This window comes from Nonomuraea sp. NPDC004186 (genome assembly GCF_053603495.1).
This window is the reverse complement of the sequence record NZ_JBSGFQ010000119.1, coordinates 1-15,687: the sequence shown is the minus strand read 5'-3', so window position 1 is coordinate 15,687 and position 15,687 is coordinate 1. Positions and strand designations below refer to the sequence as shown.

At 71.9% G+C, this 15,687-nt stretch carries 16 protein-coding genes; 11 read left to right on the top strand and 5 right to left on the bottom strand.

Translation table 11 applies throughout. From position 1 onward, the window contains the following. The first annotated feature begins 2 nt into the window (after window positions 1–2). From ACWEPL_RS53550 to acnA, 9 genes are read left to right on the top strand one after another with little or no spacing between them, the layout of a single operon-like run. Window positions 3–1,751: an ABC transporter permease gene (locus tag ACWEPL_RS53550; protein ID WP_350743299.1), complete on the top strand. Its 1,749-nt coding sequence runs from the start codon at window positions 3–5 to the stop codon at window positions 1,749–1,751. Next, window positions 1,744–2,841, top strand: a complete 1,098-nt coding sequence (locus ACWEPL_RS53545) for an ABC transporter ATP-binding protein (protein WP_363968144.1) — start codon at window positions 1,744–1,746, stop codon at window positions 2,839–2,841. The genes ACWEPL_RS53550 and ACWEPL_RS53545 overlap by 8 nt, the downstream gene beginning before the upstream one ends. A 5-nt stretch (window positions 2,842–2,846) precedes the next feature. Then, window positions 2,847–3,917, top strand: a complete 1,071-nt coding sequence (locus ACWEPL_RS53540; protein ID WP_452441060.1) for an isocitrate/isopropylmalate dehydrogenase family protein — start codon at window positions 2,847–2,849, stop codon at window positions 3,915–3,917. Beyond that, the gene (locus ACWEPL_RS53535; RefSeq protein WP_452441059.1) at window positions 3,914–4,561 is read left to right on the top strand and encodes an aspartate/glutamate racemase family protein; all 648 of its coding nucleotides are present in this window, start codon (window positions 3,914–3,916) and stop codon (window positions 4,559–4,561) included. The genes ACWEPL_RS53540 and ACWEPL_RS53535 overlap by 4 nt, the downstream gene beginning before the upstream one ends. Beyond that, window positions 4,558–5,763 carry a 3-oxo-tetronate kinase gene (gene otnK, locus ACWEPL_RS53530; protein ID WP_452441058.1) on the top strand — a complete coding sequence of 402 codons (1,206 nt, stop codon included), beginning with the start codon at window positions 4,558–4,560 and terminating at the stop codon, window positions 5,761–5,763. Before ACWEPL_RS53535 ends, otnK begins: the two co-directional genes overlap by 4 nt. Then, on the top strand, window positions 5,760–6,371 hold the full coding sequence (gene otnC, locus ACWEPL_RS53525) for a 3-oxo-tetronate 4-phosphate decarboxylase (protein WP_452441057.1): 612 nt from the start codon (window positions 5,760–5,762) through the stop codon (window positions 6,369–6,371). Before otnK ends, otnC begins: the two co-directional genes overlap by 4 nt. Further along, window positions 6,368–7,423, top strand: a complete 1,056-nt coding sequence (locus ACWEPL_RS53520) for an Ldh family oxidoreductase (protein WP_452441056.1) — start codon at window positions 6,368–6,370, stop codon at window positions 7,421–7,423. The genes otnC and ACWEPL_RS53520 overlap by 4 nt, the downstream gene beginning before the upstream one ends. After that, window positions 7,411–7,716 carry a putative quinol monooxygenase gene (locus tag ACWEPL_RS53515; protein WP_452441055.1) on the top strand — a complete coding sequence of 102 codons (306 nt, stop codon included), beginning with the start codon at window positions 7,411–7,413 and terminating at the stop codon, window positions 7,714–7,716. The genes ACWEPL_RS53520 and ACWEPL_RS53515 overlap by 13 nt, the downstream gene beginning before the upstream one ends. After that, entirely contained in the window at window positions 7,713–10,292 is a 2,580-nt protein-coding gene (gene acnA, locus ACWEPL_RS53510) for an aconitate hydratase AcnA (RefSeq protein WP_452441054.1), read from the top strand. The genes ACWEPL_RS53515 and acnA overlap by 4 nt, the downstream gene beginning before the upstream one ends. On the opposite strand, the gene ACWEPL_RS53505 is transcribed toward acnA, so the two are convergent. Further along, window positions 10,240–10,992 carry a TetR/AcrR family transcriptional regulator gene (locus ACWEPL_RS53505; protein WP_363968127.1) on the bottom strand — a complete coding sequence of 251 codons (753 nt, stop codon included), beginning with the start codon at window positions 10,990–10,992 and terminating at the stop codon, window positions 10,240–10,242. The two genes, acnA and ACWEPL_RS53505, sit on opposite strands and share 53 nt — an antisense overlap. Window positions 10,993–11,086: 94 nt before the next feature. Here ACWEPL_RS53505 and ACWEPL_RS53500 point away from each other — a divergent pair, with 94 nt between their 5' ends. Both ACWEPL_RS53500 and ACWEPL_RS53495 read left to right on the top strand, forming a co-directional pair. Beyond that, a complete protein-coding gene (locus tag ACWEPL_RS53500; RefSeq protein ID WP_452441053.1) occupies window positions 11,087–11,836 on the top strand; it encodes an SDR family NAD(P)-dependent oxidoreductase in 750 nt (249 codons plus the stop codon). Between the two features lie 78 nt (window positions 11,837–11,914). Further along, the gene (locus ACWEPL_RS53495) at window positions 11,915–12,433 is read left to right on the top strand and encodes a pyridoxamine 5'-phosphate oxidase family protein (protein ID WP_452441052.1); all 519 of its coding nucleotides are present in this window, start codon (window positions 11,915–11,917) and stop codon (window positions 12,431–12,433) included. Window positions 12,434–12,517: 84 nt separating this feature from the next. On the opposite strand, the gene ACWEPL_RS53490 is transcribed toward ACWEPL_RS53495, so the two are convergent. From ACWEPL_RS53490 to ACWEPL_RS53475, 4 genes are all read right to left on the bottom strand, one after another. Continuing rightward, complete coding sequence (locus ACWEPL_RS53490) at window positions 12,518–14,092, bottom strand: phospholipase A2 (protein ID WP_452441050.1); 1,575 nt, start codon at window positions 14,090–14,092, stop codon at window positions 12,518–12,520. Window positions 14,093–14,290: 198 nt separating this feature from the next. Beyond that, complete coding sequence (locus ACWEPL_RS53485; RefSeq protein ID WP_452441049.1) at window positions 14,291–14,608, bottom strand: hypothetical protein; 318 nt, start codon at window positions 14,606–14,608, stop codon at window positions 14,291–14,293. A 105-nt stretch (window positions 14,609–14,713) separates the two neighbouring features. Next, window positions 14,714–15,250, bottom strand: a complete 537-nt coding sequence (locus ACWEPL_RS53480; protein ID WP_452441048.1) for an ABC transporter transmembrane domain-containing protein — start codon at window positions 15,248–15,250, stop codon at window positions 14,714–14,716. A gap of 249 nt (window positions 15,251–15,499) precedes the next feature. After that, on the bottom strand, window positions 15,500–15,687 hold a 188-nt coding region (locus tag ACWEPL_RS53475), incomplete at its 5' end, for a hypothetical protein (RefSeq protein WP_452441047.1).

Sequence of the window (15,687 nt, the reverse complement as noted above, 5' to 3'; positions counted from 1 at the left end):
CGATGACCACCCTTTCCCCGCCGCGTCCGCCGGCACATCCCCCGCCGCGCTACCGCAGGCCGCTGGGGCTGGCCCGGGAGAGCTGGCTGCAGTACGCCGTGCTGCTCCTGCTGGCGGTCCTGGTGCTGGCGCCGGTCGTCCCGACGCTCTACCAGTCCTTCCTCGACCGCCCCCTGTACGAGGCGGGCGGCGTGCTCGGCGCCGGCAACTACGTGCGGCTGTTCACCGAGGCGGGATTCGGCCGCGTCGTGCTCAACACGGCGCTGTTCGCGGGGCTGACCACCGTGCTCAGCCTGCTCATCGCGGTGCCGATGGCCGTGGTCGTGGTACGCACCAAGCTGCCCGGCGGCCGCGTCTTCGCCGCCGCCATGCAGTGGCCGTTCTTCATCTCCTCGCTCATCCTCGGCTTCGGCTGGATCACCATGTACGGCCCGGCCGGGTTCGTCAGCGTCGAGGTACGCCGTCTGCTCGGCTTCCTGCCGTGGAACCTGTACTCCATCCCCGGCATGGCGCTGACCGAGGCCGTGGCGCTGGCCCCGATCGTCTACACCTTCTGCGCCAACGCGCTGCGCCAGAGCGACGCCTCGCTGGAGGCCGCCGCCCAGGTGTGCGGGGCCGGGCCGCTGCGCATCCTGCGCTCGGTGATCCTGCCGCTGCTGCGCCCGCCCGTCGTCTACAGCTCGATCCTGGTGGTCAGCATGTCGGTGGAGACGCTGAGCGTGCCGCTGCTGTTCGGCCAGCCGGTACGCATCGACGTCTTCTCCACCTTCCTGTACCGCAACGGCCTGCAGTCCATCAATCCGGACTACGGGGTGCTGGGCGCGGCGTCGGCGATCATCCTGCTCGTCACCGTCAGCCTGGTCGCGCTGCAGGCCAAGCTGCTGAGGAACGCCCAGCGGTTCGTCTCCGTCCGCGGCAAGGCGACCCGCCCGCGACCGCTGGACCTGGGCCGGCTGAAGTGGATCAGCATGGCCGCCATCGCCTTCTACGTGGTGATGGGCGCCCTGGTGCCCATCGGCGGGCTGGTCTTCCGCTCCTTCACGCAGGTGTTCACGCCGCTGCAGTCACCGTTCAAGACCCTCACCGGGGACAACTACGAACGGATCTTCACCTATCCGGTGTACGTGCAGTCCATCGTCAACAGCCTGCTGGTCGCGGCGATCGGCGCGGTCCTGGTCAGCGCGCTGTCGCTGCTGGCGGTCATGGTGGCCAGGCGTTCGACCTTCCGCTTCGCCCGCGCGGTGGAGTATCTGGCGCTCGCCCCGCAGGCGATGCCCGGCATCATCGTCGGCATCGGCCTGTTCTGGGCGCTGGCCTTCGCGCCGTTCGGGCTGGGCACCCTGATCCAGGGCACGCTGTGGGCGCTGATCATCGGTTTCGGGCTGCGCGCGCTGCCCAGCGGGTTCGGCTCCATCTCCCCGTCGATCATGCAGATCGGCCGGGAGCTCGACAACGCCGCCCGGGTCTCCGGCGCCGACTGGGTGCGTACGTTCACCCGCATCCTGGCGGCCCTGCTGCGGCCGGCCTTCGCCGGGGCGCTGATCCTGACGTTCGTGACGCTGCTCAAGGAGTACTCGCCCGCGGTGTTCCTGGGCTCGGCGGACTCCAACATCATCGGCACGACCATGCTCGAGCTGTGGGTGCAGGGCAACACCGGCTCCGTGGCCGCGCTGGCCAGCCTGCAGATCGCCATCACGGCGACCTTCGTCGGGCTCGCCGGACTACTTCTCAAGGGGCGTACAGATGCCTGAGGTCAAGGTCGCCAACCTGTCCAAGCAGTTCGGTGACAACGCCGTCCTGCGTGACATCTCCTTCACCATCGCCGACGGCGAGTTCTTCACGCTGCTCGGCCCCAGCGGCTGCGGCAAGTCCACCACCCTGGCGTGCATCGCCGGCCTGGAGCGGCCGAGCACCGGCAGCATCGCGGTCGGCCCGGCCACGTTCGTCGACGCCGGCACGTTCGTGCCGCCCGAGGGGCGCAACCTCGGGATGGTGTTCCAGTCGTACGCGCTGTGGCCGCACATGACGGTCGCGCAGAACCTGGCCATGCCGCTCAAGATCCGCAAGGTCGACCGGCGCACGCAGGACGAGCTCATCACCGAGGCCCTCGGCAAGGTGGGCCTGGCCGAGCTGAAGGACCGCTACCCGCACCAGCTGTCCGGCGGCCAGCAGCAGCGCGTCGCCCTCGCCCGCGCCCTGGTCTACTCGCCCAGCGTGCTGCTGCTGGACGAGCCGCTGTCCAACCTGGACGCGCAGCTGCGCGAGCAGGCCCGCGCCTGGCTCAAGCGGCTGCAGGAGGAGCTCGGCATCACCACCGTGTACGTCACGCACGACCAGGAGGAGGCCCTGGCCCTGAGCGACCGCATCGCGGTGATGTCCAAGGGCGACATGGTGCAGATCGGCACCCCGAAAGAGATCTACGAGACCCCCGCGACCGCCGAGGTGGCCGCGTTCGTCGGCCGCTGCAACTTCCTCACCGGCACGATGACCGGCCCCGCGGAGGTGCGGCTGGACTGCACGGGGCAGACCATCGCCGTCCCGGAGGGCACGCCGGGCCCGCGCGTCACCGTGGCCGTCCGCCCCGAACGGCTGGAGATCCTCCCGCCCGGCCGCAGCGCCCCCGCCGACGTGAACGTGCTCACCGCCGAGGTGCTCACCAGCTCCTACATCGGCTCCCGCTACGAGTACGACCTGCGCCTGGGCGACCACGTCATCCAGGCGGAGACCGCCCGCCCGGGGCTGAGCGGCGAGGTCACGCTCGTCGTCGAGCCCGCCGCCTGCCTGCTCTACCCGACCACCGACGCCCTGCCCGAGGACGTCGAAGCACTCGTAAGGACGTAAATTTCGTGACTTCCTACCGTCTTGGCGTACTCGAAGGCGACGGCATCGGCCCCGAGATCGTCCCCGCGTCCGTCCTGGTCGTGGACGCCGCGCTCGCCGCCGCCGGAGCCGCCCCCGTCGAGTGGGCCGAGCTGCCGCTCGGCGCCTGCGCCATCGACACCCACGGCGACGCCGTACCGGAGGAGACGCTCGCCGCCCTCGCCGAGGTGGACGCCTGGCTGCTCGGCCCGCACGACAGCGCCGCCTACCCCGAGCCGCACCGCTCCAAGCTCAACCCCAGCGGCACCATCCGCAAGCACTTCGACCTGTTCGCCAACATCCGCCCGGCCAAGTCCTTCGACGGCGCCGACGCCGTGGTCCCCGGCACCGACCTGGTCATCGTCCGGGAGAACACCCAGGGCTTCTACGCCGACCGCAGCACCTACAAGGGCAGCGGCGAGTTCATGCCCAGCCCCGACGTGGCCATCGCCATGGGCATCATCACCCGGCCCGCCGTCGAGCGGATCGCCGTCGAGGCGTTCGAGCTCGCCTCCCGCAGGCGCGGCAAGCTCACGATCGTGCACAAGGCCAACGTGCTGAAGCTGACCACCGGCATGTTCCGCGACGTCTGCCGCGAGGTCGCCGCGCGCTATCCGGACGTGGCCGTGGACGACTTCCACATCGACGCGATGACCGTGCACCTGGTGCGGCGGGCGAACGACTTCGACGTGATCGTCACCGAGAACATGTTCGGCGACATCCTGTCCGACCTGGCCGGCGAGATCGCCGGATCGCTCGGCATCGCCCCGTCCATCAACGCCTCCCACGAGCGCGCCATGGCCCAGGCCGCGCACGGCTCCGCCCCCGACATCGCCGGCCAGGACGTCGCCAACCCCATCGCGATGATCCTGTCCAGCGCCATGCTGCTCGACTGGCTCGGCGCCCGCCACCAGGACCCCGCCCTGGTCCGGGCCGCCGCCCTGATCGAGGCCGCGGTCGCCGACACCGTCCGGGGCGGCACCCGTACCCGTGACATGGGCGGCACGGCGGGCACCCGAGCGTTCGCCGAGGCCGTCGCCGCCGGTGTGAAGCGATGAACCCGACGATCGCGGTCGTCAACGCCACCCCGGCCTCCATCCGGCCCGCCGCCGACGCGCTCGGCGAAGGGTTTCCCGAGGCCAGGGCCTGGCACCTCCTGGACGACCGGCTCGTCACCGAGGCCGACGCGGCCGGGGGCATGACACCCGCGCTGACGCGTCGCATGCTCGCGCTCATCGACTACGCGGTCCGCGGCGGCGCCGACGCGGTGCTGCTGTCCTGCTCGATGTACGGCCCGGCCGCCGGGCTCGCCCGGCGGCTGCACGAGGTGCCGGTGACGGGCTCGGACGAGGCCGTGTTCGCCGACGTCGCCCGGCGGCGGCCCGGCACCGTGCTCGTGCTCGGCTCGCTCGACTCCGCGGCGGCGGACTCGGCGCGGCGGCTCAAGGAGGTGGCGGACGGCGTCGAGGTGCGCGCGATCGCGGCGCCGGGAGCCGCGCCCGCGGCCGCCGCCCGCGACCGGCCGGACCTGACCGACGCGCTCGCGCGGGCCGCCGCGCCTCACCTTGACGGCGTCGAGCTGGTCCTGCTCGGGCAGTACTCGATCAGCCCGGTGCACGCCGAGCTGGCCGACCGGCTCGGCCTGCCGGTGCTGAGCCCGCCGCTGGCGGCGGCCCGGGCGTTGCGCGAGGCGCTGGCATGAGCGTGCTGCTGGGCTGCGTGGCAGACGACTACACCGGAGGCACCGACGTCGCCGCCGCGTTGCGCCGGTCGGGCCTGCGCACGGTGCTGATCTTCGGCATCCCCGGGCCCGCGACGGTGCTCCCGGACTGCGATGCCGTCGTCGTCGCGCTCAAGACCCGCTCGATCCCGGCCGGGGAGGCGGTCGCCGCGTCGCTCGCCGTTCAGCGGTGGCTTCACGAGCGCGGAGTCCGGCGCCTGTACGTCAAGTACTGCTCCACCTTCGACTCCACCGACCAGGGCAACATCGGCCCGGTCGCCGACGCGCTGACCGAGGCGGGCGGGGCCCGCCTGACCGTGGTGTGCCCGGCCGCTCCCGAGCACGGCCGCACCGTCTACCAGGGGCACCTGTTCGTCGGCGACCGGCTGCTGTCGGAGTCGTCGATGCGCCACCACCCGCTGACGCCGATGACCGACCCCGACCTGGTCCGCGTCCTGGGACGGCAGACCCCGCACCGCGTCGCGCTGGTCGCGCACGAGACCGTCCGGCGCGGAGCGGACGCGGTGCGCGCGGCGCTCGACGCGCTGCGGGCCCAGGACGTCCGGTACGCGGTCACGGACGCCCTCGACGACCGCGACCTCGACGTCATCGCCCGCGCCAGCGCGCACCTGCCCGTCATCACGGGCGCGGCGGGGCTGGCCGGAGCTCTGGAGACCGCCCGGCACGAACCGGCCACGCCTGCCCTTCCCACGGGACCAGGGGTGGTGCTCGCGGGCAGCTGCTCGGCCGCCACGCTGGAGCAGGTGGCCCTGGCCCGCCGGCACATGCCCTCCTACCGGCTGCGCGCCGAGCAGGACGGGCTGGTCGAGGAGGCCCTCGGCTGGCTGGAGGCCAACCTCGAGGCGGAGGGCCGCGCCATGGTCTACTCCTCGGCTCCCCCCGAGGAGCGCTCGCCCGGCGCCGCCGGGCTGCTGGAGCGGGCGCTGGCGGCCGTCGCCGCCCGCGCCGCCCGGCTCGGCGTCCGGCGCATCGTCGTCGCCGGTGGCGAGACCTCCGGCGCCGTGGTCAACGCGCTCGGCGTGACCGGCGCGGTCGTGGGCGCCGAAGCCGACCGGGGAGTCCCCTGGCTGTTCACCACCGGCCACCCGAGCCTGGCCCTGCTGCTCAAGTCCGGCAACTTCGGCCGTCCCGACCTGCTCGTCACAGCCCTGGAAGCACCATGACCGATATTTCCTCACAAATCGCTGAGCTGGGCGCGTCCCTGTTCCGCCGGCGGCTGACGCACGGCCGTACCGGCAACCTCAGCGCCCGCACCGGCGACGCCTTCCTCATCACCCCTACCGGTGGCTCCCTCGGCGACGTCGCGCCCGATCAGCTGTCGCTGGTCAGCCTGGCGGGCGAGCACCTGGACGGGCCGCGCCCGTCGAAGGAGGCATTCCTGCACGCCGCCTTCTACCGCGCCCGCCCGGACGCCGGCGCGGTCGTCCACCTGCACAGCACCTACTCCGTCGCCGTGTCCTGCCACGACGGCCTCGACCCGGACGACGTGCTGCCGCCGCTGACCGCCTACTACGTGATGCGCGTCGGGCGGCTGCCGCTGCTGCCGTACCACGCGCCCGGCGACCCGGCGCTGGGGCCGATCGCCGAACGGGCCGCCCGCAGCGCGCACGCGCTGCTGCTGGCCAACCACGGGCCCATCGCCGCCGGCGCCGACCTCGCCGCCGCCGCGGACGTCGTCGAGGAGCTGGAGGAGACGGCGCGGCTGTGGCTGCTGCTGCGCGACCGCCCCGTCCGGCCGCTCACCCCCGACCAGGTCAGGAGCCTGTCGTGATCCCTGCCTCCGAGCTGATCTCCTTCGGGATCGAGGTCCTGACCTCGCTCGGCGTCCCCGAACCCGACGCGCGGCTGGTGGCCGACAGCCTGGTCACGGCCGACGCGTGGGGCCACCCCTCGCACGGCATGCTGCGCCTGGAGTGGTACGCCGACCGCCTGCGCTCCGGGGCCATGCGCGCGGTGACCGACGTGGCCACCGTGCTCGACGGCGGCGCCGTCGCCGTCCTCGACGGCCGCGACGGCATCGGCCAGGTCGTCACCGCGTACGCGGCCCACGACGCCGTACGCCGCGCCGGCGAGCACGGCGTGGGCGTCGTCGCGGTGCGCGACAGCAACCATTTCGGCACCGCCGCGTACTTCACCCGCATGATCGCCGCCGAGGGCTGCGTCGCCCTGCTGACCACCAACGGCAGCCCCGCCATGGCCCCGTGGGGCGGCCGGGAGAAGAGCGTGGGCGCCAACCCGTGGTCCATCGCGGTGCCCGGCGGCCGGGGCGGCCCGGTCGTGCTCGACATCGCCAACACCGTCGTCGCCCGGGGCAAGATCTACGCCGCTCTGGAGCGCGGGCACGCCATCCCCGAGGGCTGGGCCCAGACGGCGGACGGCGTCGCCACCACCGACCCGGCCCTGGCCGTCGACGGGCTCATCCTGCCCATGGCCGGGCACAAGGGGTACGGCATCTCGTTCATGATGGACGTGCTGTCGGGCGTGCTGACCGGCAGCTCGTACGCCACCGACGTGGCCGGCCCCTACGTCCCCGACCACCGCAGCGGCTGCGGCCACCTGCTGCTCGCGCTGCGCCTGGACGCCGTGGCCGACCCCGCCGACTACGCCCGCCGCCTCGACGACCTCATCGACCGCACCAAGGCCGTGCCGCTCGCGCCCGGCTTCGACGAGATCTTCTATCCCGGCGAGATCGAGGCCCGCAACGCCGCCGAATCCGCCGTGGCCGGAGTGCGCCTGCCCGGAAAGACCCTGCAGGGCCTGCGCCGGCTCGCCAAGGCGTGCGCCGTCCCGCAACCCGCCTGGATGAGCGCATGTTCGTCCTGATCGTCCAGCTCCAGGTGCGGCCCGACCGCCTGGAGACCTTCCTCGACGGCATCCGGGCCAACGCCCGCGCCACCCGCGACGAGCCCGGCTGCCTCCGCTTCGACGTGGTGGGCAGCGACGACGACCCGCACCGGTTCGTCCTGTACGAGATCTACCGGGACGAGGCCGCCTTCTTCACCGAACACCGCGCCGCGCCGCACTACGCCGCCTGGCGCCAGGTGGCCGAGGCGTGCGTGACCGAGCACCGCAACACCTTCTGCCATCCCGTCTCGCTCCAAGGGCAGGCCACGTGACCGACTTCCTCACGGTGGGATCTCGCCGTTACCGTATCCACACCGCCGACGCACCCGCGCGCCTGCCGTACAGCCTGCGCATCATGCTGGAGAACCTGCTCCGGCACGCCGTCCCCGCCGAGCAGGTGCGGGCCCTGACCGGATGGCGGCCGGACGCCGGCCGGACCGCCGCCGTGGACCTGCATCCCGCCCGGGTGTTCCTGCACGACACCAACGGCGTGCCCGTGCTGGCCGACCTGGCCTCCATGCGCGACGCCATGGCGGCGCTCGGCGGCGACCCCGCCTCGGTCAACCCGGCCATCCCCGCGGAGCTGGTCATCGACCACTCCATCATCGCCGACGTCTTCGGCCGTCCCGACGCGCTGGCCCGCAACGCCGACCGGGAGTACGAGCGCAACGCCGAGCGCTACCGCTTCCTGCGCTGGGGCCAGGCGTCGCTGCGGGGCTTCACGGTGGTGCCGCCGGGCAAGGGCATCATGCACCAGATCAACGTCGAATACCTGGCCAGGGTGGTCATGACCCGCGGCGATGAGGCGTACCCGGACCTGTGCCTGGGCACCGACTCGCACACCACCATGGTCAACGGGCTCGGCACGCTCGGCTGGGGCATCGGCGGCATCGAGGCCGAGGCAGCCATGCTCGGCCAGTCGGTGTCCATCCTCGTGCCCGACGTGGTGGGCGTGCGCCTGCACGGCGAGCTGCCGGTCGCCGCCACCGCGACCGACCTCGTGCTGACCCTCACCGAGCTGCTGCGCGACCACGGGGTGGTCGGCAAGATCGTCGAGTTCCACGGGCCGGGGGTCACCGCGCTGCCGGTGACCGACCGGGTGACGATCTCCAACATGAGCCCGGAGTTCGGCTCCACGGCCGCGCTGTTCCCCGTCGACGCCGAGACGATCCGCTACCTGCGCTTCACCGGCCGCGACGGCGACCACGCCGACCTGGTCGAGGCGTACGCCAGGGCGCAGGGGCTGTGGCACGAGCCGGACGCGCCGCCCGCGTACACCGCCGACCTGGACCTCGACCTGGCCACCGTCGTCCCGTCCGTCGCCGGCCCGCGCCGCCCCCAGGACCGCATTCCCCTGGAGGGGGTGAAGGCCGCCTTCCGCGCGCAGGAGCGGCCGCCCGTCGCGGCGGAGCGGGAGATCACGCACGGGACCGTCGCCATCGCCGCCATCACCTCCTGCACCAACACCTCCAACCCCTCGGTCATGGTCGCCGCCGGGCTGCTCGCCAAGAAGGCCGCCGAGCGCGGGCTGAGCGCCAAGCCATGGGTGAAGACCACCCTGTCGCCCGGGTCGCGCGTCGTCATGGACTACTACGGCGAGGCGGGCCTGACCCCCTACCTGGAACGGCTCGGCTTCACCCTGGCCGGGTTCGGCTGCATGACGTGCATCGGCGCCTCCGGCCCGCTCGTCGAGGAGGTGTCGAAGGCCGTGGCCGAGCACGACCTCGACGTGGCCGCGGTCCTGTCGGGCAACCGCAACTTCGAGGGCCGCATCCAGCCCGAGGTGCGCTCCAACTACCTCGCCTCGCCGCCGCTCGTCGTCGCCTACGCCCTCGCCGGCACGATGGACCTCGACCTCACCACCGAGCCTCTCGGCACCGACCCCGGCGGGCGTCCCGTCTACCTGCGTGACCTGTGGCCCGCCCCGCAGGAGGTGCGCGCGGTCATCGAGCGGGTGATCAGGCCGGAGATGTTCGCCCGCGCCTATGCCGACGTCCTCGACGGCGACGAACGCTGGCAGCGCCTGGACGTCGCCGGCTCCGCCACCTACCCCTGGGACCCCGCCTCCACGTACGTGCGCCGCGCCCCCTACCTCGACGGCATGTCGCCCGAGCCGCCGCCCGTCACCGACATCACCGGCGCCCGCGTCCTGGTCAAGCTGGGCGACTTCATCACGACCGACCACATCTCACCCGCTGGGGCCATCCTCCCGTCCAGCCCCGCCGGCCGCTACCTCACCGGCCTCGGCGTGCCACGTCACGAGCTCAACACCTACGCCTCCCGCCGTGGCAACCACGAGGTCATGATGCGCGGCGCCTTCGCCAACGTCCGCCTGCGCAACCAGCTCGCCCCCGGCACCGAAGGCGGCCTCACCGCCGACTTCCTGGACGGCGGCACGATCACCACCGTGTACGAGGCCGCCCGCGCCTACCAGGAGGCCGCCGTACCGGTCGTGGTGCTGGCCGGGGAGGGTTACGGCGCGGGCTCCTCCCGCGACTGGGCCGCCAAGGGCCCCGCGCTGCTCGGCGTGCGCGCCGTCATCGCCAAGTCGTTCGAACGCATCCACCGCTCCAACCTGGTCGGCATGGGCGTCCTGCCGCTGCAGTTCCTGCCCGGCCAGGGCCCGGACGAGCTCGGCTTCACCGGCCGCGAGGTCATCGGCGTCACCGGCCTGGCCGCGCTCGACGGACCGCGGCTCCCGCCCACCCTGACCGTCACCGCCGGCGGCGTCACCTTCCAGGCCCGCCTCCGGCTCGACACGCCTCGCGAGGCCGACTACTACCGGCACGGCGGAATCATGCCCTATGTCCTGCGCGGCCTGCTGGCAGCTGCGCGCCGATCCCGTTGAGCACACGATCCAGCCCGTGCCGGAAGCGCTCGGCGGGGGAGAGGTGCGCGGTCCTGGATTCCTGTACGGATCGGCCGAACAGGGGGTAGGCGCCCGACCCGACGATCTGCCGTACGTACGGCCCGATGTAGTCGCGTTTCCAGCGCTCCGGGTCCAGGCCGGTACGGCGGGCCTCCTCCAGCCAGCCGATCTCGCGGCGGATCGCGCTGTGGACGTAGTCGTTCACCATGCTCACGAAGCCGGTCATCTCGTCGATGTCGAGACCGAGCCCGTCGAGCGCGCCCAGGGCGAACTCGTGCACCCGCAGCAGCTGCGGGCCCAGGGTCGGGCGGCCGCTGAGCAGCGGGGTCAGCCAGGGATGGCGCAGGCCGGCGGCCCGGGTCTCGCAGGCGACCAGGGAGAGGTCGCCTCGCCAGTCGCCGGACGGCTCGGCGGGGAGTTCGAGCTCGCCCATCGCCAGGTCGATCATGAGGTCGAACAGGTCATCGCGTTTCGGTACGTAGCGATAGAGCGACATGGCGCCGGTGCCCAGCTCGCCCCCGATCCGGCGCATGGTCGCGGCCTCCACCCCCTCGGCGTCGGCGATCCGGACGGCCGCCCGGGTGATCTGCTCGCGGCTGTAGCCGGGCCGCCGCCCGGGCCCCGAACGCTCCAGGCGCTCGGGCCGCATCCAGATGCTGATCAGTTCCTCGTCGGACATCCTGGCCTCTCCCTAACTTGCGTACACAGTACTCGAATGGCTAGGGTCCCGTTTCGAGTACGAAGTACGCGAAATAAGGAAGGCGTGATCAGCAATGACGACCTTGACCGGCAAGACGGCGCTCGTGACCGGCGCCAGCAGGGGGATCGGCCGGGCCGTCGCCACCCGGCTGGCCCGGGAGGGTGCCCGGGTCGCCGTCCACTACGGCAGCAACGAGGCGGCCGCCAAGGAGACGGTCGTGGCCATCGAGGCGGCCGGCGGGCAGGCGTTCGCCGTACGGGCCGAGCTGGGCGTGCCGGGGGACGCCGAAGAGCTGTGGGCCGGCTTCGACGCCCACGCCGACGGCCTGGACATCCTGGTCAACAACGCGGGCATCCTCGGCGACCAGGATGAGATCGACGGCGTGACCAGGGACGGCTTCGAGCGGCTGTTCGCGGTCAACACGACCGCGCCGTTCTTCATCACCCGGCTCGCCCTGCCGCGGCTGCGGGACGGCGGCCGGATCATCACCATCGGCACGATGCTGACGCGAGGCGCGGCCATGCCGCGGGCGATCGGCTACGCCATGTCCAAGGCCGCGCTCGACGTGCTGACCACCGCGCTGGCCAAGCAGCTCGGGCCGCGTGGCATCACGGTCAACACCGTGGCGCCCGGCGTCATCGACACCGACATGCACCAGGGACGCCTGGTCGGCGAGGCCCTGGCCTGGCTGTCGTCGCAGTCGCCGCTGGGCCGGCTGGGAACCCCGCAGGACGTCGCCGACGCGGTGGCCTTCCTGGCCGGCGACGACAGCCGTTACATGACCGGGCACCGCCTGGACGTCTCGGGCGGAACGACCATGTGACCCGCGGCGATGCGTTCAGTGCCGCCGGCCGGTCTACCTGTGTGACCGCCATGCCGCACACGCCGTCCGGAGGTTCCGATGACCGACCAGCTGCCCGTCGAGGTCACCAATCTCGACCGCTACGACCACGACGTGCTGGCGTGGGACCGCGCCCACGCCGTGCTCAGCAGTTCGTCGGGGGCGGACATCACGTGGTTTCTCGGCACCGTACGGCCCGACGGCCGGCCGCACGCCGCGGGGGTCGGCGCCGTCTGGTACGACGGCGCCCTCCATTTCACCACCGGCCCGGGCGCCCGCAAGACCCGCAACCTGGAGGCCGATCCGAACTGCACGATCTCCGTCAGGCTCGACGGCATCGACCTGAACCTCGAGGGCACCGCGCGCCGGGTCACCGACGCCACCATGGTCGAGCGCGTGGCCGCCCTGTACGCCGAGCTCGGCTGGCCCGCGACCGCCGAGGGCGACGCGATCACCGCGCCGTTCAGCGCGCCGAGCGCGGGCCCGGCGCCGTGGCACCTCTATCGCTTCTCGATGCGCGTCGCGTTCGGCGTCGCCACCGCCGAACCGCACGGAGCCACCCGCTGGCGGTTCGCCTGAGCGCCTGACGCGGCGACCGAGGTCGGGCCGGACGGCGGGCGATGCCGCGGTCCGGCCCGAGAAGGGGTTCAGCGGGCGCCGTTCTCAGGGCCTGCCGAAGCCCAGGACCGCCGCGTAGTAGACGGCCGCGATCTTCCTGCAGGCGCCCCGCACCAGGAAGAAGTAGCCGCCGCACACCTTGTCCTTCAGGGTGATGTAGAACCGGGTGTCCACGTCGAGCTTCCGGAAGACGGTGCGGTCGAGGTAGTACTTGTACTTCATCCTCTGGTTGGTCATCAGACCGTACCCGTAGTCGTGGGAGTCACAGGCCGGCCGGAAGTCGAACCCGGCGGGGCGGTCCGCTCCCGGCTTCGTGCAGTGGTCGTGAACGATGCCCCTGACCTTGAAGCCGCTGGCGGTCCGCTTCCAGTCGGGCTTCTTCCAGCTGCCGCCGTGGTAGGCCCAGGCCGAGCAGCCCGACTTCGTGTACCACATCCAGGTCTTGGCCGAGTCGCACTTCTTCGGGTAGGACTGCGGGGGGTCCACGCCGTCCGGCAGGAAGTCGCCGGCCGGCGGCTCGGTGGCGTTCGGGTCGTCGAGCCCGGCCGCGCCCTCGGTCGGCCCGCCGTTGGCCGGCATGTCGGTGCCGGTGGCGACCACCTGGGGAGCCGCGGCGCCCTCAGGGAAGGTGAGCTGCCAGTCGCCGTTGCTGACGGACTCGATCGATGACAGGCGTCCCACGGAGTCGTAGGCGTAGGTCCCCTGGACGGAGCCGAGGCTGGGATCGCTCGCGGTGCGCAGCAGGCCGTTCAGGTCGTAGGCGTAGCTCGCCTCGGTCTGCGGCGCGTCGGTTCCGTACGCGACCTTGATCTCCTTGAGCCGGCCCGCGTAGTCGCCGTTGGAGGTGCCGGTGGCCGTGGTGGCCGTGGCGTAGGTGAACGTGGTGACGCTTGCGGGGCTCTCGCCACGGGTCGGTTCCTTGACGCTGCTGACGCGGCCCTGGGCGTCGTAGGTGATGGCGGACTTGCCGAAGGCGACGGTGCCCACGCTGGTCACCCGCCAGGGGTCGGCGCCCGGCGCCCCGGCCGGCCGGGCCCAGGTGTAGGTGAGCTGGAGGTCGGCGTTGCTGATGGGGGTGCCGTCGGCGTTGGTCAAGGGCTCCTTGCCCGGGTCCAGGGGGCCCAGATCCGTCACGAACGTCTCGGTCGTCGTGGTGCGCATCGCCCCGATGACCGCGTCCCACTTGGTGGTTTCGGTGATCTTGGATCCGTCGGCGGCCTCGTACGTCTGGATGCCGCCGCCGTCGGGGAAGGAGACGCTGCTCTTCAGGGTGAAGCTGGTCGACGTCCCTTCGTCGAGTTCCGTGACGACGATGGTGCCGTTCTGGTTCTCGAGTTTCCGGTTGATCTCTCCGCCGGCGAACTCGGCCTGCCAGCCCGGCCCGAAGACGCCCAGCTCGGGCCTGGTGGCCGGGGCGGACTGCGGCCGGGCCAGATCACCGGCGGTCAGGGCCACGCCGTGCTTGCGGCTGATCGCGCCCGCGGACACGTCCAGTTCGGTGAGCTTGAAGGTCTTGGTGTCGGAGGAGTACTGGCCGGGCCCGACCTCCTGGACGTTCGCCGGCGGCGGGTCGGCGAGCGCGGTGGCGGAGACCTCCGGGGCGAGGAAGGGGAGAAGCATCGCCGAGACGGCGACGGGGAGCGCTAATCGGTGCAAGGGGTGCCTCCAGGTGAAAGGAGAAAGTGATTTGATCACCTGGAGAGTAAGGGCTGACAATCCGCTCGACAAGAGCTGGACAATTTTCTTGAACGGTGTTGAAATCGCCTACGGAGCCATGCTTTGGAGATAATTTATTGATTCATTCATGCAGGTGAGAGACTAGGTCGTGAATTTGTAGAGCATTTGTAGCGGTGTTGTAGAGTCTTCCCGAATAATGACTCGGCAAAATGACGTGAAGGCATATTCGGAGTTCCAGAAATCGGCGTGGCGGCCGCCGCGGCGCAGCAGTTCGTCGTGGCCGCCTTCTTCCACGATCCGGCCGCCGTCCAGAAAGACGATGCGGTCGGCGCGCCGGACGGTCCGCAGCCGATGCGCCACCATCACGACCGTCCGGCCCGCCATCAGGCGCTCGATGCCTTCGTGGACGGCCGCCTCGTTCACCGGGTCCAGCGCGGAGGTGACCTCGTCCAGCAGCACGATGGGCGCGTTCTTCAGCAGCGCCCGCGCGATCGAGACACGCCGGCGTTCGCCGCCGGACAGCAGCGCGCCGCCCTCGCCGACATTCGTCGCCCAGCCGCTCGATCACCTCGTCCAGCCGCGCCGCGGCCGCCGCCGCCCGCACGTCGGCTTCCGCTGAACACCACCCGGTATCAACGTGATCAGCGTGAGCCGCCAGTCGACGGTGAACAGGTAGATCAGCGGCACCACGCACGCGGCGGCCAGTTCGCCGGGGGTGTGGGCGATGAACGGGTGCACGGCGCTCACATCCTCCCCGACCGCCTTCGCCAGCTCGCCGGTCCGGCGCCGGGAGAACCAGCCGATCGGTACGCGTCCCAGCCGCGCGGCCAGTTGCCGGCGGAACGACAGCTGCACCTGGCCGTCGAGGACGTGCCCGATCCCGGACGAGGCGGCCGTGAACAGCAGCCGTACGAACAGGCCGGCCGCGCCCGCGATGACGACGGTCCAGACGTGACCGTGATCGGCCGGGCCGGGCGACAACAGCGTACGACCCAGTTCGACGACCGCCAGCAGCGGCGCCAGCCCCGCGACGGCGCCGATGACCTGCAGGATCACAACGGCGGCGAAACTCCATCCGTGGGGGCGCAGCAGCCTTGCCATGCTCGGTCCCGCCGCGGAGCCATCTGCCACTACCGCACCGGGATCACCGACCAGCCGGACTACGACGCCGGGAGTAGTCGGGTCTTCCCGTCGGCGCCGGCGATGACGAGCCTCAGCACGTCCGTCCCGAGCCCGCCCTCCCACCCGAAGACGGCACCGATGGAACGGTGATCCAATACTCCGGCTCACTGAGATCATGGCCGCTGACGCCAACATGAAATCTACAACGTAAAGGCGCGTGGCCGTTGATCACCCCGGAGTGGGGCTGGCGGCGTGAATGTGTAACGCCACGTGGTTGCCGAGGTTCGGGTCGGTGCGGGTGCTCAGGCCGAGTTCCACGATCCGGCCGTCGCGGGGTGCCAGGCGCGGTTCGACGTCGCTCCCCGGTCCAGGGCAGCGCGTCACTGCCGGGGACGTGCCAGTCGATCTCCTCGGCG